Genomic DNA, 26,133 nt, shown 5'->3' with positions numbered 1-26,133 from the left:
GTACGCGGCACGCAGTATTACCGGGATCAAAAAGGCAGAAATTGCGCTAAATTCGTCATCATTCTCCACCTCCCTACGTGATAGCCTTTTACACTTTCGGCGTTGACACTTTTGCTCAAGCCCTTCCATTTCCATTGGTGGAACCCATATGTCCAGGCTGTCTCATCAAGATTTACGCCGCAATTTTCGTCAACTGTTCGCCTCCAACACCTGCTATCACACGGCATCGGTCTTCGATCCGATGTCGGCGCGCATCGCCGCCGACCTTGGGTTTGAGGTTGGGATCCTGGGTGGTTCGGTGGCATCGTTGCAGGTGCTGGGCGCCCCTGACTTCGCCTTGATCACCCTCAGCGAATTCGCTGAGCAGGCCACCCGTATCGGCCGTGTCGCCCAATTGCCGGTCATTGCCGACGCCGACCATGGCTACGGCAATGCACTCAACGTGATGCGCACCATCGTCGAGCTCGAACGTGCCGGCGTGGCGGCCCTGACCATCGAAGACACCCTGCTGCCGGCGCAATTCGGCCGCAAATCCACCGACCTGATCACCGTCGCCGAAGGCGTCGGCAAGATCCGCGCGGCACTGGAAGCCCGCTGCGACTCGGAAATGGCCATCATCGCCCGCACCCACGCAGGGATTCTGCCGGTCCAGGAAATCATCAGCCGCACCAAGCAATATCAAGCCGCCGGCGCGGACGGGATTTGCATGGTGGGCGTGAAGGACTTCGACCATCTGGAACAGATCGCCGAACACCTGAGCGTGCCGCTGATGCTGGTGACCTACGGCAATCCGCTATTGCGTGATGACCAACGCCTGGCCGAACTGGGCGTGCGCGTCGTCATCGATGGCCATGGCGCCTACTTCGCCGCGATCAAGGCGACGTACGACAGCCTGCGCGAACAACGGCAGATCTTCACCCAGGCCGCGGACCTGAACGCGACAGAACTGACCCATACCTACACGCAGCCTGAGGAATACATTCGTTGGGCGGAGGAGTTCATGCACGTTAAGGAGTGATGGGCAGCCAGCAACCCTCTGTCGTCTGACACGACGCCATCGCCAGCAGGCTCGCTCCTACAGTTGGATTGGGTACATCCGTAGAAATCAGGTCGGCTGTCAGGCCGCCATCGCTGGCAAGCCAGCTCCCACAGTGGTTTGGGGTGCACTTATGCTCTTCACCACTCAACAGGCCGAGCGTTAGCTCGCCTGCCGCTCTTGATCCACCCGCCCCCTCGGCAGGCTGAGTGGAGGCGTTCATCCGGGGGGCAGGCGCGTAGCGCCGTGCGGCGAAGCCGCACACATCGAGAGGAGGTCGTCGCGAAGCAGACCGTAGGCGATGCCCCCGGATGAATGCCGGAGCGAAGGAACACCGAGCCTTAGCGAGGGGCCGAACGTAAGGGGCGAGACTTTTTGGTTCCTTTTGGCTGGGCCGGCTTCCGGGCGTTTGACAAAAGGGACTCGCCGTAAGGGCGAAACCATAAGCCGCCGTTACCGCAGCAACGGATATGTACACAATCAACAAACTATAGCGAGCAGCGATCAAACCGAATCAAGCAGTTCATGCTCCGGCCGACCATCCCCACAACAGATAACCCGATTTCGACCATTGGTCTTGGCCTCATACAACGCCTGATCAGCATCGTTGAGCCACCGAGTGGCATCCGTGTGACTTGGGTTGAACGCCGCCAGCCCAATACTCAGGCTAACCTTCAGCGCCGGACTCTGCTCATAGCCCAGCGTAGCGAAGCGCTCCCGCAGGGCTTCCATGACAGCGGCAGCGCTACCCAGGGGCAGGTTCGGCAGGATCACGCAGAACTCGTCGCCACCATAACGCCCGGCGACATCAGTGGCCCGCAGGTTCTGCCTGAGTATCTTGCTCAATTGCCGCAACACGATGTCACCGGCGACATGGCCGTAGGTATCGTTGATGCTTTTGAAATGGTCGATGTCGATCAGCGCAATCGCCCCGCCCTGCGGCTGGCGTTGGCAGCGCTGGAACTCGACTTCCAGTTGGTCCTTCCAGGCGCCGTGATTGAGCAGGCCGGTCAGGCTGTCGGTGCGGCTCAGAGCCAGCAACTCACGCTTTTGCCGACCGAGGGTATGGGCCTGGCGAAAGCAGATCAGGCCCAACGCCAGCGGATAAAAACACATCAGGGGCAGGCAGGCGTACAGCTGCAGTTGGCTGGTTTCAGGAATGAACAGCGGCGTGAAGATCAGCCATCCGACACCGATGCCGAGAATCTGCGCGGCCGTACCCGCCAGCAGAAAACGCAAGCCACCGATGGCTACGTTATTCATTGCCATCATGGAAATGGTGGTAGCGCTGGGCAGCGGATTGAATTGCATGGCGGCAACCCAGAAGCCGCCCATGAAGGCATCTACCAGCAAATTACGGTGTTCGGCGTGGTATGGCCTGGCGGCACGTCGTGACCATTGATAGGCCAGATGTGGCCAGAGCAAGCCGTTGAACAGCATCACGCCCCAGACCCAGGGCGCCGGATTCAGCGGGTACATCGCCGCACTCACGCACAGCAAACCCAGAACGAGGCCGAGGGCACGCGATGCGTAGAGCCTCCTGGCCAGTGAAAGTCCTTTTCCTCCCACGTTTCCCATTGGGACCTCTGCACCACAGAACGGAACCTGATTACACCGAAGGTTGCGAGGTGTGCTCGAAGTCTATCAGGGCAACGTTAAATAGCCATCACCGGCTGGCAGGCTGAATACCCGGACATAGACACAATACGCGGGCGCCATGATTGGCTATACATGAAGAACAGGTTGGACTCGTCACGACAAAAAAGGAGACCCATGCAGACCTTCCAAGTGCTGATCATCGGCAGCGGCTTTGGCGGCCAGTGTGCAGCGGTGAATTTGCTCAAGGCCGGCATCACTGACTTTCGCCTGCTGGAACGGCGGGACTTCTTCGGTGGCACCTGGTGCCAGAACACCTATCCCGGCGCCGCCGTCGATGTGCCCTCGCCGCTCTACTCATTGTCCTTCGCCCCTTACCGCTGGACGCAGATGTTCGCCGAACAGGCCGAACTGCATCGCTACACCCGGTACGTGGTGGAGCATTTCGGCTTGCGTGACAGAGTGGAATTGCAGGCCAATGTCGAGCGTGTCGAATGGGATGAGGCCGGCAAACGCTGGGCCGTGCACACCGCCGGCAAAGGCACGTTCCACGCGCAGTTTCTGATCAATGCCACGGGGCCATTGAGCCAACCGGTAGTGCCGCACTTCGAAGGTCAGGAACGCTTTCAGGGCAAAACTTTTCACACCAACAATTGGGACCATTCCTACGACTACCGGAAAAAACGCGTAGCCATCGTCGGCAGCGGTGCCAGTGCGGCCCAGGTGATTCCGGCAATCGCCCCGGATATCGCGCATCTGCATGTATTCCAGCGCACGCCACACTGGGTGCTGCCTCGGGCGGACCGCACGTTCGGCCGCTTCCAGCGTTGGCTGCTCGGGCTCAAACCGGCCTACAAGCTGCTGCGCTGGATGATCTACTGGCAATTCGAAACCCGGGTGATTGCCTTCAAATACTCGAAGCCGGCCGTGCGCATGGTCCAGCATCAGGCCCTGCGATTTCTCAAGCGCCAGGTGCCAGACGTCGAACTGCGGAAAAAGCTGACGCCGGATTACACCATCGGCTGCAAACGGGTAATCCTTTCCAGCACGTTGTACCCGGCGCTGGCCCGCAGTAACGTGACGCTGCACAGCCGTGAACAAGGGATCGCCGCGATCGACGAAACCGGCATCGTCATGCAGGACGGCCAGCATATCGATCTCGACCTCATCGTCTGGTCTACCGGTTATGACGCCACCGACGGGGTGATTTCCTACCCGGTCAGCGGCAAAAACGGCACGCAATTGCGAAACGTGTGGGCCGAGTATCCTCGCGCCTACCTCGGCACTGCCCTGCCCGCCTTTCCCAACCTGTTTATCGTCACCGGCCCGAACACCGGCATCGGCCATACATCGGCGCTGTTTATCATCGAATCGCAGATGAACTACATCCTCGACTGCATTCGCACATTAAAAACACAAGGTTTGCGCAGTATCGAAGTTCGCCCCGAGGCAGAACGTACCTACACTGAAATGATCCATAGAGAAATGGAACGCACAGTGTGGAAGTCCGGTGGCTGCCACAGTTGGTATCAAAGCAAGAGCGGTCATGTGATTGCCATGTTTCCGGGGTTCAGTTTCAGCTTCCACCGCTTGACCCGAGCCCTGAAACCCGCCGATCACATATTGTCCTGAGCCTTTAGAAGGAAGACATCCGATGCTTTTACTGGTTGTCGCTATCGCGGTTTTCGCGGCCTGGAGCTGGCTGAGCTACCCGGCCATCGGTTATTGGCTGTACGACTTGAGCACCGCTGCCGAGGCCAAGTTGTACAAGCTGCACAAGATTGTCGTGCCCATCAGCGAAATGACCGTCTCGACCTGGCAAGGCGGGCCGTACGAAGCGTCCAGCAATGTATTGATGCTGCATGGCTTCAGTGCCGACAAAAATATCTGGCTGCGTTTCGCCCGGCACTTTGTCGGCAACTACCGGGTGATCATCCCCGACATCGCCGGTCACGGCGAAACCGGCTTCAAGGCCGGTGGCGGCTATGACATCCCGCTGCAGGCCAAGCGCATGATTCAGCTACTCGACGTTTGTGGGGTCGAGAAGGTACATGTGATCGGCAACTCGATGGGCGGCTACCTGGCGGCATGGCTGGCAGCCACGTATCCGGAGCGCATTGTCTCGGTCGCCCTGATCGATCCGGCCGGCGTCACTTCCCCCGAACCCAGTGACCTGGAGCGCCATTTGGCCAAGGGCCACAACCCGTTCCTGATTCACTCCCGTGAAGAATTCAAATACTTCTATGCCATGACCATGGCCGATCCACCGTGGATACCGCGCGTGGTGCTGGACGCCATCGCCCACCGCTATGAACAATCGCGTGACGAGCTGGAAGAAATCTTCAGTGATTTTCGCGCCAGCCCGCCGATGGAGCCAAAATTGCCGGAGATCACGGCGCCGGCATTGCTGCTGTGGGGGCGCAAGGATCGCCTGATCGATGTCAGCAGCGTGGCCATCTGGAGCAAGGGCATCGCCGATCTGCGGGTAGAAGTCTGGGAAGGCATCGGCCACATGCCAATGGTCGAGGCGCCTGCGGGTTCTGCACGCCTGTATCGGGAGTTTTTGGCATCGCTGCGCTCGGAAAGCCCTCAGGATCAACGACTGCATTGAGGTTGCAGTCCTTTGCAGAATGAAGTTCGTCAGAAACTTCGTTTGTCGGCGTCGCTGAAGGCTGCGATCTTTTCTCCCATCCTTCACGTCACCGCGCCAGGAATTTCGTTCATGAATCACCCGAGCTTCGTCAGCCCCGACCTGATCCGCCAACGCTTCTCCAAAGCGATGTCCGACATGTACCGCGAAGAGGTGCCACTGTACGGCGCGTTGATGGAGCTGGTGGAGCAGACCAACCGCCATGTGCTGGACAGCGACCCGCAAGTGGCCCGGCAGTTGAACAGCACCGGCGAAATCGAACGCCTGGACCTCGAGCGCCATGGCGCGATCCGCGTCGGGACGGCCGCTGAACTGGCCACCCTCGCCCGCCTGTTCGCGGTGATGGGCATGCAACCCGTGGGTTATTACGACCTGACCCCGGCTGGCGTGCCGGTGCACTCCACGGCATTTCGCGCCGTGCACGAAGCGGCGCTGCAAGTCAGCCCGTTCCGCGTCTTCACCTCTTTGTTGCGTCTGGAGCTGATCGAAGATCTGGAACTGCGAGCGTTCGCCCAATCGGTGCTGGATAAACGTTCGATTTTCACCCCGACCGCGCTGAGCCTCATCGATCGTGCCGAAAGCCAGGGCGGCCTTACCGAACAAGAGGCAGAAGAATTCGTCAAACAGGCGCTGGAAACTTTCCGCTGGCACCACAGCGCCACCGTCACCGCCGAGCAGTACCAGAAACTCAGCGCCCAGCACCGACTGATTGCCGATGTGGTGGCGTTCAAAGGTCCGCACATCAATCACCTGACACCGCGCACCCTGGACATCGACATCGTTCAGGCACAAATGCCAGCGCACGGCATCACACCCAAAGCGGTGATCGAAGGCCCGCCGCGTCGCCAGTGCCCGATCCTGCTGCGCCAGACCAGCTTCAAGGCGCTCGACGAACCGGTCGCCTTCACCGATCAGGCCGAAACACGGGGCAGTCACAGCGCCCGCTTCGGCGAGATCGAACAACGCGGTGCGGCCCTTACGCCTAAAGGCCGAGCGCTGTATGACCGCTTGCTCAATGCTGCGCGGGACGAACTCAAGGACTTTCCCAACGAAGCCAACGCCGAGCGCTACAACGCATTAATGGTGCAGCACTTCAGCGAATTCCCTGACACCTATGAAGGCATGCGACGACAGGAACTGGCGTACTTTCGGTATTTCGTGACGGAAAAAGGCCTGGCCGCCGCCGAGCTGAAAACCTTGCCTCTGGAAGACCTTGTCAGCGACGGTTATCTGCGGGTTGAACCGTTGGTGTACGAAGACTTCCTGCCGGTGAGCGCGGCAGGGATTTTTCAGTCAAACCTGGGGGACGCCGCGCAGACCCACTATGGTGTGCATTCCAATCAGCAGGCATTCGAAAAGGCCTTGGGGCGCAAGACGATTGATGAATTGGGGCTGTATGCGGAGACGCAGCGGCGTTCGATCGAGCAGTGTTTTGCCGAATTCGCTCACTGACACGGACCTGTAGGAGCACGGCTTGCCGGCGATGGCGATTGCACGGGCGCCATCGCCGGCAAGCCGTGCTCCTACAGGATTTGTGTCTATTTCAATTTCGCCAACAGCGCTTCAGCCGTCGCCTGCGACGACGCCGGATTCTGCCCGGTCAATAACAGGCCATCGGTGAGCACGTAGCTCGCCCAATCAGGTCCCTTGGAAAAAATCCCGCCCTTGGCCTTGAGTTCGTCCTCGACCAGAAACGGCACGACATCGGTCAATTGCACGGCGTCTTCTTCACTGTTGGTGAACCCCGTGACCTTCTTGCCTTTTACCAATGGCTGACCATCCGCGCCTTTGGCATGGCGCAACACACCCGGTGCATGGCAAACCGTCGCCACCGGTTTTCCGGCGTTGTAGAACGCTTCAATCAGGGCAATCGACTGCTTGTCTTCGGCCAGGTCCCACAGCGGGCCATGGCCGCCCGGGTAGAAGATCGCATCGTAATCGCCGGCTTTCACCGAGCCGAGTACGACGGTCGAGGCCAGTGCAGACTGCGTCGCAGGGTCCTTGCGGAAACGCTCAGTGGCTTCGGTTTGCGCGTCGGGCTCGTCGCTTTTCGGGTCCAGCGGCGGTTGCCCGCCCTTGGGCGAGGCCAGGGTCAATTGCGCGCCGGCATCCTTGAAGGCGTAATACGGTGCGGCGAACTCTTCCAGCCAGAATCCGGTTTTCTTGCCGGTGTTACCCAATTGATCGTGGGACGTTAAAACCATCAGGATTTTCATGTCGTCTTCACTCCGTCTCGGGACTGCGGTGGTGGCGTATGGCCGTGATGCGCAGGAAGCTGCATTTTTCCCTCCCACCGGAACATGGCACGGAAGGGATCGCTCAGCCTGCAAGGCTCTCCGACACGTTGCGCCAAAAGCAGTTCTCTGTCGCGCAACTTTCTGCGCAAATATTGAGGGCTTTTCGCTACAGAACGTTCAGTAAATTAACTCAACCACCCGGTTTACATGGCTTTCAGATTTATGGCACGGACCTTGTTAACTGTCAGGCCCCCATCAGGCGATAGTGCCTGTCGGGAGTTTGACTTAACCCTAGCAAGGAGAGCATCCATGGCTATACCCGCATATATGTCCGTGCACGGAATAACACAAGGTCGAATAACGGAAGGCGCATTTACTGCCGATTCTGTTGGCAACATCTTTCAGGAAGGATACGAAAACGAAGTAATGGTTCAGGCGTTCAGCCACGAAATAACGAAGCCCCGTGACCCGCAATCCGGTCAACCCACTGCTCAGCGCATTCACAAACCGGTAATCATCACCAAAGTTTTCGACAGAGCCTCCCCCCTACTGCTGAATGCCCTGTGTTCCGGTGAGCTCATCACTGAAGTGGAAATAAAGTGGTTCAGGACCTCGACTAAAGGCACCCAGGAACACTACTACACAATCAAACTGGAGGACGCCGTAATCGTCGATATCAAGGACTATATGCACAACTGCCAAGACCCAAGCAACGCACACTTCACCCACCTTGAAGACGTGCATTTCAGTTATCGAAAAATAACCTGGACTCATGAAGTGTCCGGCACTTCTGGCTCCGATGATTGGCGATCGCCTATCGCGGGCTAAATCCGCTCATCTTCAGTACATAACATTCAGGCTGCCGCCATTAAGTTAAAAAGCAGGAATTTCCGAATAGAAAGGTGTTCGCCCAGTGCAATGGCCTCGGCAATCCGTGCACTGGTAAAGAGCCGTGACACTGGGCGAACGGGGCACATTTTAATTGAAGTCGATGAATATGTCCGCGCTTAAAAAATGAAATTTTCCGATACATATTCCATTAAATGCCGACTCCAATATTACTTGGGCAGACGACTAGAAACTCACCAGCTCGACCATAAACAAGGCTGATTGTTCTTATACAAAAAGTTGTACAAGAACAATCTTCAAGTAGAGCTAATACTCAACTTCCGCGTTTGCTGGTCACGGTCAGGATGTCGGTGTAAGTCACATACACGCTTTGCCCAACTTTCAGATCCTTCAGTTTTGCTTGAACTTCCGGTCTTTCGACATCGACTGTTTTCGACTGGCCTTTAGGGTTTTCGAAGGTCACACGGTTGTTCTTCACATCAATGCCGGTGATCTTCAACTGGACCTGTACCTGGCGGTAGGCTTCGCCCCCAGGGTTGGCGCTGCCCGGCGCGGCGCGAACTTCGCCGGTGCGCTCGGTAGAGCCTGGCAAACCCTTGTCGACATCAGTGTCGAGGTAAGCCGCGACGGCGCGGGTCACCTTGACGTCGACCTGATCGCCGACTTTCAGGTTGTCGAGGTTCTTGGCCTTGTCGGTCAGTTGCACATGCACCTGGCGACCTTCCGGCCCTTCAAGGACGACTTGGTGACTGGCGGCATCGACCGAAACGACTTTGGTGGTGATCTGATCGGCTTCCACGACGGCAGACAGCGGAATATCCGCCGCAACGGCGCTCAGGCTGGCGGCAGACAGCAAGGTGGCAAGGGTGATGGCTTTGGTCAGTGCGTGGCGTTTCATAGGCAGAACATTCCCTGTGGTCTATTGGCGACAAACGGCGCTGAAACCCGGTTCAACGCCGCGTGGGAATGAGCATAGACGCTGTTTAGAGAGTTCGACGCTCAACTGCAGTCTTCGCCGTTTCCTGCGCAGTCGATTCGCCGCTGGCCGTACCCTTGCCGCTTTCCTTGCGCCGGGCCGGGTCGGTTGGGCGCAGGGCATCGTTGTCGCGTTCGGTTTCTCCAGCTGGACGTGGCTCGTCGGGGTTTTCTGATTCCGGTGTCGGCTTCATGGTCATTTACCTCAAGCTTCAGGATCGTCGACTTGACGGGCAACGTTAATGGCCGGTGAGTCTTTGTGGGATTGCTCAGCCTTGGCCCGCAAGTCTTGCCACTGTTGGAGATCAATGGCGCCCTGCCCCAGCAGATCGTCGGCCAGGCGCAGCAATGCGATGTAATGGGCGTCGGGGGACTGCTGCCAGTAAGCCTGGTCTTCAAACAGCCGCTGCCACGCGTCAAGGTCGGGCGGTGTGAGGTCTTCGCGCATGGCAGTCTCCGGTCAATGGCCTTCTTGATTTAGGAGGCCTGCGTGCTACCGAGAGTTCCGACTCAATACCCGGTCATTTCCAGATAACCCTGCCCGCCATGACTGCCGCTCAAGCGCACCGGACCTTCCCAATAAGGAATGCGCAAATCCATCCAGGCATCGGGATTGAGGGCGCTGATGACGATGTCGAGGTGTTTGTCGGGAATCTGGATCGACCAGCGAACGGGCATCTTGCGCCCTGCCACGGTAGCGGTGTCCTGCGGCGTGAGGCGGATGTCGCCGGCCTTGAGCAGCTGTGTCTGGCCCTGTGCGTCGATCCAGGTGCCGGTCAGATAAGGCTCGCCGTCCTTTTGCCGCATGCGATAGAGCATCACCTGTTCGCCACTGTCCAGGTGCAGGGAAAACCAGTCCCAACCGGTCTGGTTGGCGGTCAGCGGTTGGCTGCTCCATTCGCGGTCGAGCCACGCGGGGCCGCTGACCTGATAGCGTTTGTCGTCGATTATCAGGGTGCCGCTGGCCTGGAAAAACGGCTGGCTGTAGTAGTACGACGCCTGGCCCTGCTCGGATTTCTGACTGAACCCCTTGTCACCTTGCAGCACCTGCGGACGTGTTGAGGTCAGCCGCAATTGGTAACTGAAGGATTTGTCGCGGGCGCTGAGTTGCAGGTCGGCCACCGGATTTTCAGCCGTCGCCTGACTGCTGAATCGCCAGTCATCAATCCACGCGTTGAACGGCGCCAGGCTGACACCGGCCTGACCGATGCCACCCCGGGCATAACGTTCGGCCGCGTGATGCACTGTCGCCGAGGTCACAGCCGCATGACCGAGCCAGATTGTCTGGTTTTCCCAACCGGCCACCTCGGGCGTGGCTTTCAAGGCACTGCGGAACAGCGTCCACTGCGCACCGAATTCCTGACCCTGCTCGTCCTTGAGGTTGGCCGTGATGTACCACCATTCAATGCGAAAACCGTCGTGGGGGCCGTGATCCGCCGGAAAGCTGAACTCCCGGCCAGGCACTACCGGCGTGAAGGCGGTCGCTTGATTGCCCATGCCCGCGAAGCCTTTTTCCACGGGTGCCGATTGATCGCAACCAATGAGTAGCAACGCCAACAGCCACACGGCGAACTTAATCCTCATGGGCAAACGTCCTCAGCAAGTCCGCCGGTTGCGTGCGATACAACGAATACAACGGCCATGCCGACGCCAGCAACGTCGCCACCAGCGCCAACCCCATCAACTGCAACAGTTGCAACGGAAACACCCGCAGCGGCAGGCGCCAGCCGAACGCCTGGACGTTGATCACCGTGTCCAGGCACCAGGCCAGTGCGATGCCCAGCGGCAACGCCAGCACCAGTGTCAGCACCGCCAGCAGCCAGGTTTGCCCGAGGTTGAGCAGCATCAGTTGCCGCCGTGTCACGCCCAGCGCCCATAACGGCGCCAGTTGCCCGAGGCGACTCTGGCTCTGGGTCAGCAGGCTGATGAACAACGCTACGCCGGCCACGCACAAGGTCAGACTGTTGAGCGCGGCGGTGGCGGCGAAGGTGCGTTCGAACACTTGCGTGGACCATCCCTTGAGCCGCGCCTGATCGACTATGCGACTGTCTTCCAGAACGAAACGCTCTTGCAGCGCCTTCACGAACGGCGCAATCGACGCCGGTTCAATGCGCAGGTTGAAGCGATTCGGCGTCAACTGCGGCCAGCCGCGCAGGAGGTGATGGACATTGACCAGCAGGTGCCCCTTCGGATTGCCATAGTCGGCGTAGATCCCGACGATGCGCGGCGACCACGGGCCATTGGGCGTGGCAATCGAGAGGTGATCGCCCACCTGCACTTTCAAGCGTCGCGCCAGTTGCTCGCTGAGCATTACGGCATCGTCCGCGGCCAGGTGATCCCAGGGTTTGTCACCCAAGGCTTCCAGCAGCGGCCAGTGCTGGCGATAGGTCGGGTGATCGATCACGCCGAAGACATCCACCGGCCAGCCTTGCTGCTGGATCGACACCTGCCAGTTGGGCAGCACTGCCGTGGGCTGCGGCTGCTGTTCGAGCCAGGTGTGCAGCTCCCGGGCCTGGGCCGGGTTTTGTGGGTTGAGGTAAAGCTCGGCGGTCAGCCGTTGTTCGAGCCAGTCGCTGAAGGTCTGACGAAAACCGGCGGTCATGCTGCCAGCGCCGATGTTGGCCGCCAGCGCCAACAGCAGTGCCATCAGCGCCAGGCTCAGGGCCGGCAATTGCTGGCGACAATCGGCAAGAAACCACTGGCCGAGTACCGAGCGATTGCGATGCAGCAGCAGGTTGAGCAGCGCATCAAGCACCACGGGCAGCGCCAGCGCCGCACCGACCAACAGCGTCGCCATCAAGACAAATCCGCTGATCAGGCTGTCGCCAAACACCAATGCCAGCCCCGCCATTACCAAGGCCAGCGCCGCCACCCAACCCTGACGCCGCAACCATCGCGCATGCGCCTGATGCCAGGCCTGCGGGTCGGCCAGCGCCAGCAACGGCAAGCGCGACGCCCGCCACAAACTGTTGCCACCGGCGAGCAAGGCGCCCAGCAGGCTCAAGCCAATCCCGCTGAGCCACCACAGCGGACTCAGGCTCAACTGCCCCGCCACTTCGGCGCCGTACAAACCACGCAGGCTGGCGGCGACATCCGGCAGCAACACGCTGGCCAGCAGATAGCCGCTGACGACTCCGGCCACGCCACCGATCAAGGCCAACCCGCCCAGTTCGACCGCGAGGCAGGCAATCAACATCCGCGCGCTGACGCCGCAAGCGCGCATTGTCCGCAGCAAACCTCGACGCTGCTCCAGCGCCAGCCCGATCGCGGCATGCACGATGAACAGCCCAACCACGAACGACAGAAAACCCAGCGCATTGAGGTTCAGGTGAAAGCTCTCGGTCAGGCGCGCCAGATTGCTTTCTTCAGCGCTGCTTTTGAATTGCAGTTGTCCCTTGAACGGCTCGGGCAATGTCGCGCTGAAATCCTTGGGCAGTAGCAGGCGCGAGAGCTGATCGGGCAAACCGAGAATCTGCTGGGCAAAACCGATGTCCACCAGCAACACGCCGGGGGCCATATCGGTTTGTACATGCAGGGGCGGCAACGATGCACCGCTGACGCTCAAAGGCCGGTCGCCTTCGCGCAAACCCAACGTCTGCAAGGTCGACGGCGAAATCCAGGTGCTGCCGGGAGGGCTGAAAAATTCGACCACCTGTTCGATCGCCAGAGCCTGCCCGGCCACCTCGTTACCGGCCGGCAGTGACACCGGCTCGATGCCCATCAATTGCAGCCGTTGATCCTCATGGCCCTTGAGCGTCACCCGCCCTTGCAGCACCGGCGACACCGGCCAACCGGCGCGACGCAAGTCGATAAACCATTGCTGAGGAAACGTCCCGCCAGCGGTTGCACTGAGGCTGGCCTGGGGTTCACCGCCAATCAGTTGACTGGCGCGGGCGTAGCTTTCTCGCGCCTGGCTGTTCAACGCCTGCACACCGGTCAGCAGGCTGGTGGCCAACCACAACCCAGTCAGCACACTGAAGAACTGCACCGGGTGTTGCCGCCAGTGACTGAGCAGCGCCCGCAGGGCTTCGCGAAAAATGCGCATGTCAGCGCTCGTCCACAGCGGCCAGACGCCCACCGTGCAGCACCACTTTTTCCGCCAACCGGGCCGCGACGCCGGGGCTGTGGGTGACCATCAACAGGGTCGTGGCACTGTCATCGAGCAGTTCCAGCAATAACCTCAATACCTCGTCGCTGGTGGTCTCATCCAGGCTGCCGGTGGGCTCGTCGGCCAGTAGCAGTTTCGGTTGCGAGGCCAGGGCTCGACCTAATGCGACTCGTTGCTGCTGCCCGCCAGAGAGTTGTTCCGGATAGCGCTTGAGCAACTCGCCCAACCCCAACCGCTGCACCAGATGCGCCTGCCAGCGCGGATCATGACGCCCGGCGAGCCGCGCCTGAAACGCGAGGTTGTCCTCCACCCGCAAACTGCCGATCAGGTTGAACTGCTGGAACACCAGGCCGATCTCGGTGCGTCGCCAGTTCGCCAGTTGCCCTTCGTTCATCTGCTCCAGTCGATGTTCGCCGCTGCGGATACTGCCGCGATCAACCTTGTCCAGCCCGGCGATCAAGTGCAGCAAGGTGCTTTTGCCACTGCCCGACTCGCCCATCAACGCCAGGCTGCTGCCGGGTTTCAAATTCAGGTCGACGCCTTGCAACACCGGCAACGGCCCTTGCGGCGTGGCGTAGCTTTTGAACACACCCTGGACTTCAAGCATGGAAGAACCCGTTCGATGAGCATGGGCCAAGAATAGCGGCCCTGAATGGTTTTTGTCCGTTGACGATGATCACCGCGGCCCGGTGGCGCCTTACCCTTGAGGCTGGTCTAACCATAACGATAAAAAACGGAGACTCCATGCCTCGTTTCGCTTTGCACCCTCGTGGCCTGCTGGCCTGCCTGATCACCGCGTGCCTGACGCAGTCGGTGATCGCCGCCGATGCACCGGTCGCCGCCAGCGCGCAGACTGCCGCTATCAATACCGCAGTGCTGCAACAACTGCCCTTCAGCGACCGCACCGATTTCGAGTCGGTCAGCAAAGGCTTGATCGCGCCATTCAAGGGCCAGATCAAGGATGCCGCCGGCAAGGTCATCTGGGATCTGCCGGCCTATGACTTCCTCGCCAAGGATCAGACCCCGGACTCGGTCAACCCGAGCCTGTGGCGCCTGGCCCAGCTCAGTGCCCATGCCGGGTTGTTCGAAGTCAGCCCAAGGCTGTATCAGGTACGCGGCCTCGATCTGGCCAACATGACCATCATCGAAGGTGACGACGGGCTGATCATCATCGATCCGCTGACCATGTCCGAGACCGCCAAAGCGGCGCTGGAGTTGTACTACCAGAATCGCCCGCGAAAACCGGTGGTGGCGGTGATCTACAGCCACACCCACGTCGATCATTTCGGCGGTGTGCGCGGGGTGATCGACGAGGCCGACGTCAAGGCCGGCAAGGTCAAGGTGTTCGCCCCCGTGGGTTTCATGGAACACGTGATGAGCGAAAACGTGTTCGCCGGCAACGCCATGAGCCGCCGTGCGCAGTATCAGTTCGGCAGCCTGCTGCCCCGTGGCGAACATGGTCAGGTCGATGCAGGCCTGGGCAAGAGCTCGCCGAGCGGCGGCACCATCACCCTGATTGCGCCCACCGACCTGATCGACAAGGAACTGGAAACCCGCACCATCGCCGGCCTCGACGTAGAGTTCCAGCTCACGCCGGGCACTGAGGCGCCTGCAGAAATGAACCTCTACCTGCCGCAACTGCGGGCGCTGTGCATGGCGGAAAACGCCACGCAGATGATGCACAACATCCTCACCCCGCGCGGTGCGCAGGTGCGTGACGCCAAGGCCTGGGCGCAATACCTCGACAGCAGCCTAGCGCGATATGGCGACAAGAGCGATGTGCTGTTCGCCCAGCACAACTGGCCGACCTGGGGCGGCGAACGCATCCGCACGTTCCTTGCCGATCAGCGCGATATGTACGCCTTCCTCAACGACCGCACCCTGCATTTATTGAACCAGGGCATGACGCCGCTGGAAGTCGCCGATGCGATCAAGAAACTGCCGGGCACGCTGGACCAGAAGTGGTACACCCGCGGTTACTACGGTTCCCTGAGTTTCAACGTGCGCGCGGTGTATCAGCGTTACCTGGGTTTCTATGACGGCAACCCGGCCAACCTCAATCCGTTGCCACCGGTGGAAACCGCCAAACGCAGTGTCGAGGCCATGGGCGGTGGCGCCGCGGTGCTGGAGAAAATGCGTGCAGCGATGGCCAAGGGGGATTACCGCTGGGCCGCGCAACTGGGCAATCAGTTGCTGTTCAGCGATCCGGACAACGGCGACGCGCGCAAGGTGCAGGCCGAGACGCTGGAGCAACTGGGTTATCAAAGCGAAAACGCCACCTGGCGCAACATGTACCTGACCGGCGCCATGGAACTGCGCAACGGCGTTCCGCCGCATGGCGGCACCTCGGTATCGGCGGACATGGTGCGGGCGATGAGCCCGGAGATGTTCTTCGACTTCCTGGCGATTCGCCTGGACAGCGACAAAGCGGTGGGCCATGACATGACCGTGAACTGGACTTTCGAAGACTCGAACAAGGACTTCACCCTGACGCTGCGCAACGGCGTGCTGACCCACCGCGCCGGGCTCAACCCGCAGGCGGATGCCGGGGTGAGCATGAGCAAGGCAACCCTGGAGCAGATCAGCCTCAAGCAACTGGACTTCCCGACGGCGATCCAGAAAGGTTTGGTCAAGCTGCAAGGCAATGGCAAGAAGCTTGGTGAGTTGATGAGCAGCCTGGATACCTTTGCGCCGCAGTTCAATATCGTTACGCCTTAAGCCAGATCAAAAGATCGTCCGAACGCGGCCCGAGCCTGCGGCAGCTCCTACATTGGAATGCGTTTTTCCCTGTAGGAGCTGCCGAAGGCTGCGATCTTTTGCTTCTAGGCTTGCTCAACCACCGGCATCCGCCAGCGCTGTTCAATCACCTCTTGCTTCGGCCCGTACAAACGCAGGATCACGGTAAACGCGCCGCTGGCCGGTGTCGGCAACCAGTTGTTCGACGATTGCGGCGCCGAGGGCTGCATCACCAGCGTCACCCCGCCGTCCGCATCCACCTGCAACGCATCCCGGCTGCTCAAGCAATAACGGTCAATTGCATTGGCAACCAATTGCCGGTCCGGCAAGTCGTACAGCGTCAGCGACCAGAACTCACTTGCCGGCGGCAATTGCCCCGGTGCAAAACGCAGTCGATAACTGCGCCCGCCTTGCAGCGGTTGCCCCTGACTGTCGAGCCGGGTGCCGGTGTAGAACGCCTCTTCGACGCTATTGCCATAGATCCCGATATTCGCCGCCACGGCACGGTTCAAGTAGTTGCCGTGCAGCGCTTCGCGCGTGCCGAACAGGCCGAGTGTGGTGCGCGTTTGAGTCACCGCGGTTTGCAGTTGCACCTGTGCATCCTGAATTCCGGCGACCAACGCCTGATGGACTTCCGCCTGCAGTGCGGCCGCATCGAATGCCTGACCGGGCACGATGCCGATCCGCGCAAAGCGTTCACGCAAGGCCTGTTCCGAGGGGTGCGTCGGGCACAGTGCGAGGATCTGATTCAGCGCCGCGATAAACCCCGGCCCCAAACCGGTCTTGTTGTCCCAGGGTTGCCAGGCAATCGCCGGGGCCGCAACCGGCGCTGCGCTGGCGGTGTATTCATGCAGGGCACGCAAACGGTATTGCTGCTGCAACGCGCGCACGGCCGGCAGGTCGTCGGCGTTCTTCAGCCCGGTGCGACCGAGGACCATGACGATCGCAGTTTCGCTGCGCAACACAGCCTTGATTCCGTCCGGCGTCGGACCTTGCCAGTCCGGCCCGGCAATCAGGTAATCCCCCGCTTCGCGGCCGGTGCTGAGTACGCCGACATAGGCGAAGTTGTGGGTGTATTGGTCGACCAATTGGTGCACGTAGTAACGGTCGGCATTGACCGCCGGCACGCTGAGCACCTGCGGTTCGCTGCGCAGGTCGAGCCAGGCCCAGGAGTACGGCGTGTCATTGTTCGGCGTGACAATCTCGCGATTGTTTGGCGTGTACAACTCGCTGTAGTGACGGAAGCGATTGAAGCCACCGACATACGCCGGCGCAGCCGGATCGAGCACCTGCTTTTCCATGGTCTGGTAATGCATGAGCATCGGGTAAGCGTAGATCCATGCCTGCTGTGCGATAACCCGCAGATCATCGGCACCGGCGGCAAGCAACCAACGTGGAAACATCAGACTCCCTCCCAGCACGCCCATGCCACCCAGCACGCGACGGCGACTGAAAATCATGGTCATGGCTCGACCCTCGCAATGCTCGGCAGCGGATAACTGCCGTCCAGCGCCCCGTCCTTCGGTAGATACAGGCGCAGCAACAGGTTGAACGGGCCTTCGGGTGTCGGCAGCCAGTTGCTTTGCTGCTTCGGCGCATTGGCTTGCAGGATCAGGGTCAGTCCGCCGTCGGCGTCGTACTGCAAACCGGGGCTGCGATCGCCCAGAGCGTAACGCTGGATCGGGTTGGCCGAAAGCAATTGGGTTTTGCCGTCATACAGGGTCAACGACCAGAAGGCATTCACCGGCGGTAATTGCCCGGCTGCAAAGTGCAAGCGATAGGCATGCTGGCCGTCCAATAACTGCCCTTGGGCATCGTGCAACGCCATCGGGTAAACCGCTTCAACCGGATCATTGGCGTAGATGTACCGCCAGGCGACGGCTGCGCGGGTCAGGTCGTCATCGCCGAATTTGCCGACATTGCTCGGTGAGCGAAGCCAGCCCTGCTGTTCCACCGAGAGCTGGCTGGATGCGGTGCGCACCTGCTCACGCCCGGCTTCGGCGCCTTGGGCGATGGCTTCTTTGAGCTGCGCCGGTGCATCGAAAGCCGCACCGGGCTTCACGCCGATGGCGGTAAAGCGTTCAAGTTTTTTCTGCTCGTCGGCGGTCCACTGGTGCAGTGGCGCCAGTGCATTGAATGTGCTGAACAGTGTCTGCGCCGGCCCTTGCTTGGTGTCTTGCCAGGTCGGCAATTGCAGCGGTGCCAACGGATCAGGCGTCACTCCACTGATCACTTTGGACAGCGGCTGCAACGCATAGCCCGTCATCACCTTCGCGGCGTCCTGCCGATCCGCTTCGCCCTTGACCTCGGTGCGTCCGAGCAAAAATACCAGGCGACTCGGTGAGCGGATCACACCGTTGAAACCACTCGGCAGCTCGCCCTTCCAGTCCGGTCCGACGATCAGGTAACGCCCGGCCTGATCACCGGTGGCGCGGGTGCCGATGTAATCGAGGTTGTCGGTGCGCATGTCCACCAGTTGAAAGCTGTAGTAGCGCCCCTGCACCGCCGGCACTTGCAACACCTGCGGTTCAGCGCGCAGGTCGAGCAAGGCGCGCGAGTAGAAGGTGTCGTTGTTGGGCGACACCACTTTGTTGTCCTGCGGGCCGAGCAATCGCGGTTCGCTGTAGAGGCGGTTGAACGGCAGTTTCGCGGCGATGGCGCTGAGCACTTTGTCGTGCTCGACAGTGGCGTAGGCAAACACATAAGCCTCTTGCGCCAGCGCCTTGGCCTGCTGCTGATCGAGGGTTGCCGCGTGAACGGAGCCCAGGCTTGCGCCCAGGGCCAGAGCGGATATCCAGTAGCGCACGGTTGATCTCCTAACCAATGTGAAACCGCATTCCCTTGTAGGAGCTGCCGCAGGCTGCGATCTTTTGATGTTGATTTTTCAAGATCAAAAGATCGCAGCCTGCGGCAGCTCCTACAGGGAGTGATGTGTCAGTAATGACTGGGTTACTTCGCCCAGCGCCGCAAGTCAGACGGGGTGTAGTCGTCGGTTCTGGCGGCGAAGCCGACGCGCATCGGTTCGGTCTCTTCGTTGGCCAGGCCACCGGCGTAGTAGCGCCCGGAGATCAGGTCATAAGAGGTTTCCAGCACGTTGTAGGTGAAGCCGTGGTCGTACTGCTGAATCGCGTGCAATTCACCGCTGCGCCACAGTTCGCCGCGACTGTCGTACTGGTCCGACTGAGCGATCTGCCAACTGTCCTCATCGACATAAAAGCGACGCTTGGCGTAGATGTGCCGGGCGCCCGGTTTAAGCGTGGCTTCCACCACCCACACGCGATGCTTCTCGTAACGGGCCAGGTCCTGGTTGACGTGGTTGGGTTTGATCACGTCGTCGTACTTGATGTCGCGGCTGCCGATCTTGTAGCTGTTGTACGGGATGTACAGTTCCTGTTTGCCCACCAGTTTCCAGTCGAAACGGTCCGGCGCACCGTTGTAGCCGTCGATGTTGTCGGCGGTGATCAGGCCATTGCTGTAACGCGCGCTGTTGTCGTAGGCGATCATTGGTGCACGGCGCACGCGACGTTGGCCCGGCAGGTATTGCCACGCCGAACGCGGCTCGGCGACCTGGTCGATCGGCTCATGCACCAGCACCGCTTCGCCGGACAGACGCGCCGGTTCCAGCACGCGGCTCTTGAACATGAACAGCACGTTCGAGCCCGCCTCCAACCCGCCGACGGTGTCGGCAAAGTTGATCAGCGACTGGTTGCGCACGTAACTTGTCGCGCCGTTTTCACGCACCAGTGCAGCGCTGCTGATGCGCTCGTAACTGCCACCGCGATAACGGGTCATGTGGTTCCACATCACCTCCAGGCCTTCGGTCGGCAGCGGAAACGGAATGCCCCGCGCGTAGTCGTGCAAGCCATTGCCGCCGTCGGCCATGCTGGTCTTGGCGACGTTGTCGCGGCTCTGCGCCAACACATCCTTGGGCAGATTGGCGCTGCGATGGCTCGGGTAGATGTTCATCTTGTAGCTGTCCGGGAAACGCTTGAACAACGCGACTTGACCGGGACTGAGAAATTTCTCGTACTGCGCGACGTTCTTCGCCGTGATGGTGAACAGCGGTTTTTCCGCGGCATACGGATCGCTGTAACCACCCTTGCTGTCGACGGTGCCGGCGTTGGCGGCAAGGCCGCCGTTCCAGGCCGGAATACTGCCGTCGGCATTGGCCGCCATTTCCGAGCCCATGGGCGTGAGGGTCTTGCCCAAAGCGGCCGAGTCGGTGCCTTTGGCCTGGGCCAGGCCCACCGTGCAGGCCAGGGCCAGCACGCACAATTGCATACGCATAATGGTTCTCCTTAGAAGTCTGCCTTGAAGCTGACGGATGCGAAATCGCGGTCGTCGAGGGTGCTGTAGTCGTTGGAACCGAAGAAGCTGTTGTAGGCCAGCTCCACGCTGTAATCGTTCATGTAGACGCCGGTGAGGCTCACGCCCAGCGCCTGCTGGCCTTCCTGGAACGGCCCTTGCGGATCGTAGGAATAGCCCTCTACGTCATGCCGCCAGTTGACTGCCGGAATCAGGTTGATGCCCGGCAACACGTCGCTGTATTCCAGGCTGGCGCGCAGGCGATAGCCCCACGACCAGTCGGTGGCAAAACCCTTGTCGGTGCAGTACTGATTGGTGACGCCCGAGGCCACGGTGTTGCACGGCGTGCCGTTGCGCGTGGAGCTGCGGCCGAACGCGGCGTTGCGACCCAGTCGCTCGTCACCGAGATCATCGATGTGCACCACGCCAGCCTCGCCGAACAGACTCAGGCGCGTGGCGCCCAGCACGTTGTCGATGGCCTGGGTCGCCGAAGCGGTCGCCTGCCATACGCCTTTGCGCTCCCAACCGTCATAACGGTCACCGCGATTGATGTTGAAACCGGCCGGCAACTGCACCCACGAACTGCCCGCCGCCCCGGTGATCACGGCGACGTTGATGTCCGGCGCATTGATCGCCAGCGGCATGTTCGGTCGGTAGCTCACCTCACCGGCGAGGGCGATCCCGCTGTTCGGTTCGACACCACTGAGACTGATGCCGTACAGGCGAATGTCTTCCGGAAACGCCGCCGCATAACTCGGTGCCTGAACACCGCCGGGGAACGTTCCGCGAACGGCTGTGTTCTTCGCATCAAGGGTGAAATACGGCAGGCGCGAGTGGTAGTTGATGAAGTAAATCGCCGCTTCGGCATCGTTCAGCGCCGGGATCATCTGGCGCAAGGCGAAGCCGAACTGGCCATTGTCGGACGGCGATTCATTGCCCCGGGTGGTGGCGTACAAACCGGCGGCCTGCATCTGCTGATCGGTCAACGTCTGGCTCAGGTACAACGGCCCGCAACCCTTCTGGATCGCATCGCTGCTGGCGAAGAACGTACCGCAACCATCCAGCACGCTGGGGCGCCAGTTGTACTGATAGAAACCTTCGAGGTTGGTGGTATCGGACAGGCCGAAGCTGAAGGACACCATCTCCACCGGCAACTGGCCTTCCTTGATTTCCACACCGGGGCGATTGAACGCCGAGACATCGAGCGGGTTGATCACGTTGATGCCGTTCTGGATCAGCAGCGCTTCACCCCACGACAACACCTGATTGCCGACCTTGACGTTCAACGGGTGCTCGGCGATCTGGAAGTCTTTCCAGACATAGGCATCGAGCGTCTCGAAGCCCTTGAACTTGGACAGGTCGTCCCAGCCCGAATCGTCGAAATCCTTGAACCGCGCCTGACGGGTTTCGTAGGCGTGGTCGTACCAGTATTTGAAGCGAATGAACGCACCCTGACCCTGACCGTCGAGACTGAAATCGGTGAGCCCCTTGAACACCTGCGAGATCGGATCGCCCTTCTCGAAGTTCAAACGGTTGTCGTCGGCGCTGACGCTGGTGCCATTGGCATTCACGCCTTGGGCCTGCAAGGCATTGGCGCGGGTCATCAGGCTTTTGTCGGGATTTTGCGTCGACCAGCTGCTGCCCAGGGACAGGGTGGTTTTGGTCGACAGGCTCCAGTCTTCGTTGAAGTCGAACGTGGTCGCGCACGCAGGCCCCGCGAGTGCAGCAAGTACCGCCAGTGCAAGGGGTTGCGGGCGGGTGTGGCCAAGCCGATTCAGTCGTTGGCGGACTGCGGCTGTGGCCGAGCGTTTTTTTATCATTATTAGGCTCCGGTCAGATTTGCTCAGCCTCGTCACGGTGCCCAACAACCGGCCAAGGTGCGCAAGCGGTGGCCGACAAAAAGTAATCATTGGGGAGGATTGGTTGCTTCTTGGTTGTGTACATATCCGTTGCTGCGGTAATGGCCGCCTATGGTTCCGCCCTTACGGCGGGTTACTTTGAAAAGCGCAAAGTAACCAAACGCTCTTGCCCCTTTCGTTCGGTGCCTCGCTGTGGCTCGGCATGCCCTCGCTCCGGTCCTGCTCCGTGGGCCCGCCGCCATCGGCCATCCATGGCCGGGGGCGGCTAACCCGGCATCCTTGCCGGGTTGCCCACTGCGCAGAACCTCCACTCGGCCTCTCGAGGGGGCGACTACCGCCACAGCACCGCGAGGCGGCCTACCGGCCGGCCTGACTCTTGATGCGTGCGCACTTCTCTGTAGGAGCTGTCGAGTGCAACGAGGCTGCGATCTTTTGATTTTGTTTTTTACAAGCGAGATCAAAACATCGCAGCCTTCGGCAGCTCCTACATTGGGCGTGATACAGCACAAAATCAGGTCGGCTGTCAGGGCGCCATCGCCAGCAGGCTGGCTCCCACAGTTTGGAGTGCGTGCGAACCAGACAAACAGGCCGGCCGGCAGGCCGCCTCGGTTGCACTTGATCCACCCGCCCCATCGGAAGGCTGAGTGGAGGCGTTTATCCGGGGGTGGGCGCGCAGCGCCGTTCGACGCAGTCGAACTCATCGCATGTAGGTGCCAGCGAAGCCAACCGGAGGGCGATGCCCCCGGATGAATGCCGGAGCGAAGGAACGCCGAGCCTTAGCGAGGGGCCGGACGCTCGGGGCGAGCCTTTTTTTGCTTACTTTTTTTTGGCGTTTGAAAAAAAAGTGAGTCGCCGTAAGGGCGAAACCGCCAGCAGCCGTTACCGCAGCAACGGATATACACACAACTAAAGCCCCAACCGAAACTGCTTAGGCGTAATCCCGAACCGCTTCCGAAACGCCCGAATAAAATTACTCGGCTGCCGATACCCAAGCCGCGCGGCAATCCGTTCGATCGGTTGATCCCCCGCCGTCAACCAATGCCGCGCCAGCTCCAGACTGTCACCGCGAACATGCTGCGCCGCCTCAGCCTGCCAATGGCGCAACATGCTCTGATGCAAAAACGGATTAGCCCCCAGCAACGGCTCATCAAGACAGGCCATAGGCATCCGCAGGCAAGGATGCGCACCGTGTACCACCTCAATGCCGACACTGCGCAACCACTCCCCAGCCGCCTGTTCCGGCGTCACAACCACTCCAAGAAACACCTCACCCGGCGCCCGCCCCAAACGCCGGGCGATGTTGCGCACCAGAGTCAACGTCGCCGCATCCAGCCCGAAGAAATGCGGCAACTGATCAGCCCCGCGCAAGTGCAAGCGAACCTGCCCATCGCCCTCCTCCAGTTCCGCCTGCACGTAGTTGGTCACTTGGGGCAAGAACTCGGTGAAGCACGCGAGGCTGGCGCGCAGGGTGGCGGCGGAGTCCAGCAGAATGTTCAAACCTTGCAGGCTGGTGGTCGCCATGCCATTGACCAGTTCACAGCCAAACGTGGCGCCCGCTCCCAGGCGTTCGCATTCATGCCACAGCTGTTCCACTAAATGCGCAGGCACGCGCAGCCCTTGCCCTTCCAGCAGCGACAGACAGATTCCGGCCCGTTGCAGCAACTGTTCCTGACACAGGCCGGAGCGTTGCGCATGGCTGAGGATGGTGCGGGTGAAGGCACTGGAGGCGAAGGTTTGCTGGGTCATGGCAGGCTACGGCGAGAAGACAGGCGTGTACTTATGCCAGTCTCTGTGATATCGATCCAATGCATTAAAAGTATCCGCTGAATGCAGGAGACGCATGATGGACTTACGACAGCTTCGCCACCTCGTCGCACTGGCTGATTACCGCAGTTTTGGCCGTGCCGCCGAAGCGATCAACCTCAGCCAACCGGCCTTCAGTCGCAGCATCCAGACTCTGGAGCGGGACCTCGATTGCGCGCTGGTGGAGCGCAGCAGCCGCGAGTTCCGCCTGACCGGCCAAGGCGAATTGGTGCTGCAACACGCCCGGCGTCTGCTGGCCGGCAGTCAGGCGTTGCACAACGAACTGACCCAGTACAACGGCCTGACCGGCGGTGAATTGCAGTTCGGCAGCGGCCCGTATCCAGCGCAGCTGTTGGTGCCCGAAGCCCTGGCGCAATTCATCCAGGCGCACCCGGCGATCCGCACCTGTTTCCACCTCGGTGACTGGGAGCAACTGGCGCTGTGGTTGCGCGAGCAGCAGATCGAATTTCTGGTCGCCGATTCACGGTACTTCACCGGTGATCCGCAATACCACGTGCAACTGCTGCGACCACGGCGCGGACGGTTCTTTTGCCGCGTCGATCATCCCTTGGCCAACCGTGAAAACCTGTCGCTACGCGCCCTGCTCGACTATGCCGTGGTCGGCACGCGCATCCCGCCGATGATCCGCAAGATCCTCGCCGATGTGCAGGGCGAGCCGGACTTCAATCCCAGCGTCGAATGCGCACAATTCGATGCCATCTGCCGCGTGGTCAGACGCTCCGACGCGGTGGGCATCGCCACCATGGAAGCCCTCGCCGAACAGGTCGCTCAGGGGCTGATACAACTGCTGGATTTTGTCGACGTGCCCAGCGACGACCCCGGTTTGCTCCTGCATTACGGCATCGTCAGTCGCGTCGGTTACTCCCTGACACCGGCGGCGCTGGCGATGGTGGAAGCGATTGTGCAAGTCGATGAGCGATTGCTCACTGGGATCACTCGTTCCATGTAGGAGCTGCCGCAGGCTGCGATCTTTTGATTTTGCCCTTAAAAAACAAGATCAAGAGATCGCAGCCTGCGGCAGCTCCTACAAGAACCGTGCTTACGCGCGGCGAGCCAGCGCCTGCATCGCCCGAGGCTCACCCAATGCCCGCAACAGGCAATGCATCGCCTCTTCACGGCTACGTTCGAAGCGATAACGCGCCTCGATGTACAGCGCCAGTTTCAGCTCCACCGGCTCCTCCAGCGGCAACGGCACGTGTTGCAAGCCCAATGCGCTGGCGACCCGACTCGGCAGACTCATGCCGAACGGCTGCCGATCAGCCATCAATTTCGCCGCCAGGGTGCTTTGGGTACTCACCGCCAAAGTACGGCGCAAGCCTTTGAGGCCCAGGTGCAAGTCCACCGGGCTGAGCCCGTCGCGGCGGCTGGAAATCTGGATTTGCGGTTGTTGCAGGTATGCCTCCAGCGTGCGCGGCGGCTCCTTCAGCGCAGCGCCATAGGCGAATACGTAATGATCGGCAGGCAGCACTTGTTTATGCAATCCGGCCAACCCGGCGAGGGGTTGATCGAGGTCGATCAGGATGTCCAGTTTGCCGCTCGCCAGCTCCTGTAGAGCGTCGCGACGACGCGGCTGGAAGTAGCGCACCTGCCAGTCGGCATGGGGCGATTCGAGCAGCGCGTCGAGCAGCACCGGTTGCAGACAGTCCAGGCAACTGATGCGCAACAACGGGTTGTTCTGCCGTGCGGCGGGAATCATCCGCAAGCCGTCGCGCAACGACTCCAGGGCCGCGCGCACATAGTCGGCCAGACGATGCGCGACCAGCGTCGGCGTCACGCCCAAACGGCTTTTGATGAACAGCGGGTCGCCGCACAACTCGCGCAGGCGACGCAGGGCGTTGCTCATGGCCGGCTGCGACAGGCACATCACCTCGGCGGCACGGGTGACACTGCGCTGCTGGTAAATCGCATCGAAGGCGAGCAGCAGGTTCAGGTCGAGCTGGCGTAAATCAAGCATGGTC

At 60.6% G+C, this 26,133-nt stretch carries 21 protein-coding genes; 7 read left to right on the top strand and 14 right to left on the bottom strand.

From position 1 onward, the window contains the following. The first annotated feature begins 148 nt into the window (after positions 1-148). Positions 149-1,018 (top strand): oxaloacetate decarboxylase, encoded by an 870-nt coding sequence (locus ACM110_RS23795; protein ID WP_338581683.1) that lies wholly within the window; start codon positions 149-151, stop codon positions 1,016-1,018. Positions 1,019-1,540: 522 nt separating this feature from the next. Here ACM110_RS23795 and ACM110_RS23790 read toward each other — a convergent pair. Continuing rightward, on the bottom strand, positions 1,541-2,614 hold the full coding sequence (locus ACM110_RS23790) for a diguanylate cyclase (RefSeq protein WP_416129694.1): 1,074 nt from the start codon (positions 2,612-2,614) through the stop codon (positions 1,541-1,543). A 195-nt stretch (positions 2,615-2,809) separates the two neighbouring features. Here ACM110_RS23790 and ACM110_RS23785 point away from each other — a divergent pair, with 195 nt between their 5' ends. The 3 genes from ACM110_RS23785 (at position 2,810) to ACM110_RS23775 (ending at position 6,734) form a co-directional block, all read left to right on the top strand. Further along, positions 2,810-4,264 carry a flavin-containing monooxygenase gene (locus tag ACM110_RS23785; protein WP_416129693.1) on the top strand — a complete coding sequence of 485 codons (1,455 nt, stop codon included), beginning with the start codon at positions 2,810-2,812 and terminating at the stop codon, positions 4,262-4,264. A 22-nt stretch (positions 4,265-4,286) separates the two neighbouring features. After that, the gene (locus ACM110_RS23780; RefSeq protein WP_416129692.1) at positions 4,287-5,243 is read left to right on the top strand and encodes an alpha/beta fold hydrolase; all 957 of its coding nucleotides are present in this window, start codon (positions 4,287-4,289) and stop codon (positions 5,241-5,243) included. Between the two features lie 111 nt (positions 5,244-5,354). Continuing rightward, positions 5,355-6,734 (top strand): VOC family protein, encoded by a 1,380-nt coding sequence (locus ACM110_RS23775; protein WP_416129691.1) that lies wholly within the window; start codon positions 5,355-5,357, stop codon positions 6,732-6,734. A gap of 86 nt (positions 6,735-6,820) precedes the next feature. On the opposite strand, the gene ACM110_RS23770 is transcribed toward ACM110_RS23775, so the two are convergent. Beyond that, positions 6,821-7,498: a type 1 glutamine amidotransferase domain-containing protein gene (locus ACM110_RS23770; RefSeq protein ID WP_416129690.1), complete on the bottom strand. Its 678-nt coding sequence runs from the start codon at positions 7,496-7,498 to the stop codon at positions 6,821-6,823. Between the two features lie 330 nt (positions 7,499-7,828). Between ACM110_RS23770 and ACM110_RS23765 the strand changes: the two genes are divergently transcribed. After that, entirely contained in the window at positions 7,829-8,347 is a 519-nt protein-coding gene (locus tag ACM110_RS23765; protein ID WP_416129689.1) for an Hcp family type VI secretion system effector, read from the top strand. A 334-nt stretch (positions 8,348-8,681) separates the two neighbouring features. On the opposite strand, the gene ACM110_RS23760 is transcribed toward ACM110_RS23765, so the two are convergent. The 6 genes from ACM110_RS23760 to ACM110_RS23735 form a co-directional block, all read right to left on the bottom strand. Continuing rightward, positions 8,682-9,266 (bottom strand): hypothetical protein, encoded by a 585-nt coding sequence (locus tag ACM110_RS23760; protein ID WP_338581691.1) that lies wholly within the window; start codon positions 9,264-9,266, stop codon positions 8,682-8,684. Positions 9,267-9,351: 85 nt separating this feature from the next. Continuing rightward, positions 9,352-9,537, bottom strand: coding sequence for a hypothetical protein (locus ACM110_RS23755; RefSeq protein ID WP_416129688.1), 186 nt, complete (start codon positions 9,535-9,537; stop codon positions 9,352-9,354). A gap of 11 nt (positions 9,538-9,548) precedes the next feature. Continuing rightward, positions 9,549-9,791 (bottom strand): hypothetical protein, encoded by a 243-nt coding sequence (locus ACM110_RS23750; RefSeq protein ID WP_416129687.1) that lies wholly within the window; start codon positions 9,789-9,791, stop codon positions 9,549-9,551. A gap of 62 nt (positions 9,792-9,853) precedes the next feature. Further along, positions 9,854-10,927 carry a lipocalin-like domain-containing protein gene (locus ACM110_RS23745; protein ID WP_416129686.1) on the bottom strand — a complete coding sequence of 358 codons (1,074 nt, stop codon included), beginning with the start codon at positions 10,925-10,927 and terminating at the stop codon, positions 9,854-9,856. Then, positions 10,917-13,388, bottom strand: a complete 2,472-nt coding sequence (locus ACM110_RS23740) for an FtsX-like permease family protein (RefSeq protein WP_416129685.1) — start codon at positions 13,386-13,388, stop codon at positions 10,917-10,919. Before ACM110_RS23740 ends, ACM110_RS23745 begins: the two co-directional genes overlap by 11 nt. A 1-nt stretch (position 13,389) precedes the next feature. Further along, entirely contained in the window at positions 13,390-14,058 is a 669-nt protein-coding gene (locus ACM110_RS23735; RefSeq protein WP_416129684.1) for an ABC transporter ATP-binding protein, read from the bottom strand. Positions 14,059-14,195: 137 nt separating this feature from the next. Between ACM110_RS23735 and ACM110_RS23730 the strand changes: the two genes are divergently transcribed. Further along, complete coding sequence (locus ACM110_RS23730) at positions 14,196-16,169, top strand: alkyl/aryl-sulfatase (protein ID WP_416129683.1); 1,974 nt, start codon at positions 14,196-14,198, stop codon at positions 16,167-16,169. Between the two features lie 104 nt (positions 16,170-16,273). On the opposite strand, the gene ACM110_RS23725 is transcribed toward ACM110_RS23730, so the two are convergent. From ACM110_RS23725 to ACM110_RS23705, 5 genes are all read right to left on the bottom strand, one after another. Then, entirely contained in the window at positions 16,274-17,653 is a 1,380-nt protein-coding gene (locus ACM110_RS23725) for a DUF1254 domain-containing protein (RefSeq protein WP_416129682.1), read from the bottom strand. Continuing rightward, positions 17,650-18,993, bottom strand: a complete 1,344-nt coding sequence (locus ACM110_RS23720) for a DUF1254 domain-containing protein (RefSeq protein WP_416129681.1) — start codon at positions 18,991-18,993, stop codon at positions 17,650-17,652. The genes ACM110_RS23725 and ACM110_RS23720 overlap by 4 nt, the downstream gene beginning before the upstream one ends. A 143-nt stretch (positions 18,994-19,136) precedes the next feature. Next, a complete protein-coding gene (locus tag ACM110_RS23715; protein ID WP_416129680.1) occupies positions 19,137-20,474 on the bottom strand; it encodes a DUF1329 domain-containing protein in 1,338 nt (445 codons plus the stop codon). An 11-nt stretch (positions 20,475-20,485) separates the two neighbouring features. Then, positions 20,486-22,312 carry a DUF1302 domain-containing protein gene (locus ACM110_RS23710; RefSeq protein WP_416129679.1) on the bottom strand — a complete coding sequence of 609 codons (1,827 nt, stop codon included), beginning with the start codon at positions 22,310-22,312 and terminating at the stop codon, positions 20,486-20,488. Between the two features lie 945 nt (positions 22,313-23,257). After that, positions 23,258-24,097 (bottom strand): AraC family transcriptional regulator ligand-binding domain-containing protein, encoded by an 840-nt coding sequence (locus ACM110_RS23705; RefSeq protein ID WP_416129678.1) that lies wholly within the window; start codon positions 24,095-24,097, stop codon positions 23,258-23,260. A 97-nt stretch (positions 24,098-24,194) separates the two neighbouring features. On the opposite strand from ACM110_RS23705, the gene ACM110_RS23700 reads away from it, so the two are divergent. Then, positions 24,195-25,124 carry a LysR family transcriptional regulator gene (locus ACM110_RS23700; protein ID WP_416129677.1) on the top strand — a complete coding sequence of 310 codons (930 nt, stop codon included), beginning with the start codon at positions 24,195-24,197 and terminating at the stop codon, positions 25,122-25,124. Between the two features lie 90 nt (positions 25,125-25,214). Here ACM110_RS23700 and ACM110_RS23695 read toward each other — a convergent pair whose 3' ends face one another. After that, positions 25,215-26,129, bottom strand: coding sequence for a LysR family transcriptional regulator (locus ACM110_RS23695; protein ID WP_416129676.1), 915 nt, complete (start codon positions 26,127-26,129; stop codon positions 25,215-25,217). Between the last annotated feature and the right edge of the window lie 4 nt (positions 26,130-26,133).

The organism is Pseudomonas sp. NFX98, from assembly GCF_047784845.1.
Taxonomy (GTDB): Bacteria; Pseudomonadota; Gammaproteobacteria; order Pseudomonadales; family Pseudomonadaceae; genus Aquipseudomonas.
Note: the sequence above shows the minus strand (reverse complement) of the source record. Positions and strands in the feature narration are given on the sequence as shown.

Coding starts and splice junctions, on each gene's coding strand:
- ACM110_RS23795 (WP_338581683.1), top strand. CDS start 149: ATGTCCAGGCTGTCTCATCAAGATTTACGCCGCAATTTTCGTCAACTG.
- ACM110_RS23790 (WP_416129694.1), bottom strand. CDS start 2,614: ATGGGAAACGTGGGAGGAAAAGGACTTTCACTGGCCAGGAGGCTCTAC.
- ACM110_RS23785 (WP_416129693.1), top strand. CDS start 2,810: ATGCAGACCTTCCAAGTGCTGATCATCGGCAGCGGCTTTGGCGGCCAG.
- ACM110_RS23780 (WP_416129692.1), top strand. CDS start 4,287: ATGCTTTTACTGGTTGTCGCTATCGCGGTTTTCGCGGCCTGGAGCTGG.
- ACM110_RS23775 (WP_416129691.1), top strand. CDS start 5,355: ATGAATCACCCGAGCTTCGTCAGCCCCGACCTGATCCGCCAACGCTTC.
- ACM110_RS23770 (WP_416129690.1), bottom strand. CDS start 7,498: ATGAAAATCCTGATGGTTTTAACGTCCCACGATCAATTGGGTAACACC.
- ACM110_RS23765 (WP_416129689.1), top strand. CDS start 7,829: ATGGCTATACCCGCATATATGTCCGTGCACGGAATAACACAAGGTCGA.
- ACM110_RS23760 (WP_338581691.1), bottom strand. CDS start 9,266: ATGAAACGCCACGCACTGACCAAAGCCATCACCCTTGCCACCTTGCTG.
- ACM110_RS23755 (WP_416129688.1), bottom strand. CDS start 9,537: ATGAAGCCGACACCGGAATCAGAAAACCCCGACGAGCCACGTCCAGCT.
- ACM110_RS23750 (WP_416129687.1), bottom strand. CDS start 9,791: ATGCGCGAAGACCTCACACCGCCCGACCTTGACGCGTGGCAGCGGCTG.
- ACM110_RS23745 (WP_416129686.1), bottom strand. CDS start 10,927: ATGAGGATTAAGTTCGCCGTGTGGCTGTTGGCGTTGCTACTCATTGGT.
- ACM110_RS23740 (WP_416129685.1), bottom strand. CDS start 13,388: ATGCGCATTTTTCGCGAAGCCCTGCGGGCGCTGCTCAGTCACTGGCGG.
- ACM110_RS23735 (WP_416129684.1), bottom strand. CDS start 14,058: ATGCTTGAAGTCCAGGGTGTGTTCAAAAGCTACGCCACGCCGCAAGGG.
- ACM110_RS23730 (WP_416129683.1), top strand. CDS start 14,196: ATGCCTCGTTTCGCTTTGCACCCTCGTGGCCTGCTGGCCTGCCTGATC.
- ACM110_RS23725 (WP_416129682.1), bottom strand. CDS start 17,653: ATGACCATGATTTTCAGTCGCCGTCGCGTGCTGGGTGGCATGGGCGTG.
- ACM110_RS23715 (WP_416129680.1), bottom strand. CDS start 20,474: ATGCGTATGCAATTGTGCGTGCTGGCCCTGGCCTGCACGGTGGGCCTG.
- ACM110_RS23710 (WP_416129679.1), bottom strand. CDS start 22,312: ATGATAAAAAAACGCTCGGCCACAGCCGCAGTCCGCCAACGACTGAAT.
- ACM110_RS23705 (WP_416129678.1), bottom strand. CDS start 24,097: ATGACCCAGCAAACCTTCGCCTCCAGTGCCTTCACCCGCACCATCCTC.
- ACM110_RS23700 (WP_416129677.1), top strand. CDS start 24,195: ATGGACTTACGACAGCTTCGCCACCTCGTCGCACTGGCTGATTACCGC.
- ACM110_RS23695 (WP_416129676.1), bottom strand. CDS start 26,129: ATGCTTGATTTACGCCAGCTCGACCTGAACCTGCTGCTCGCCTTCGAT.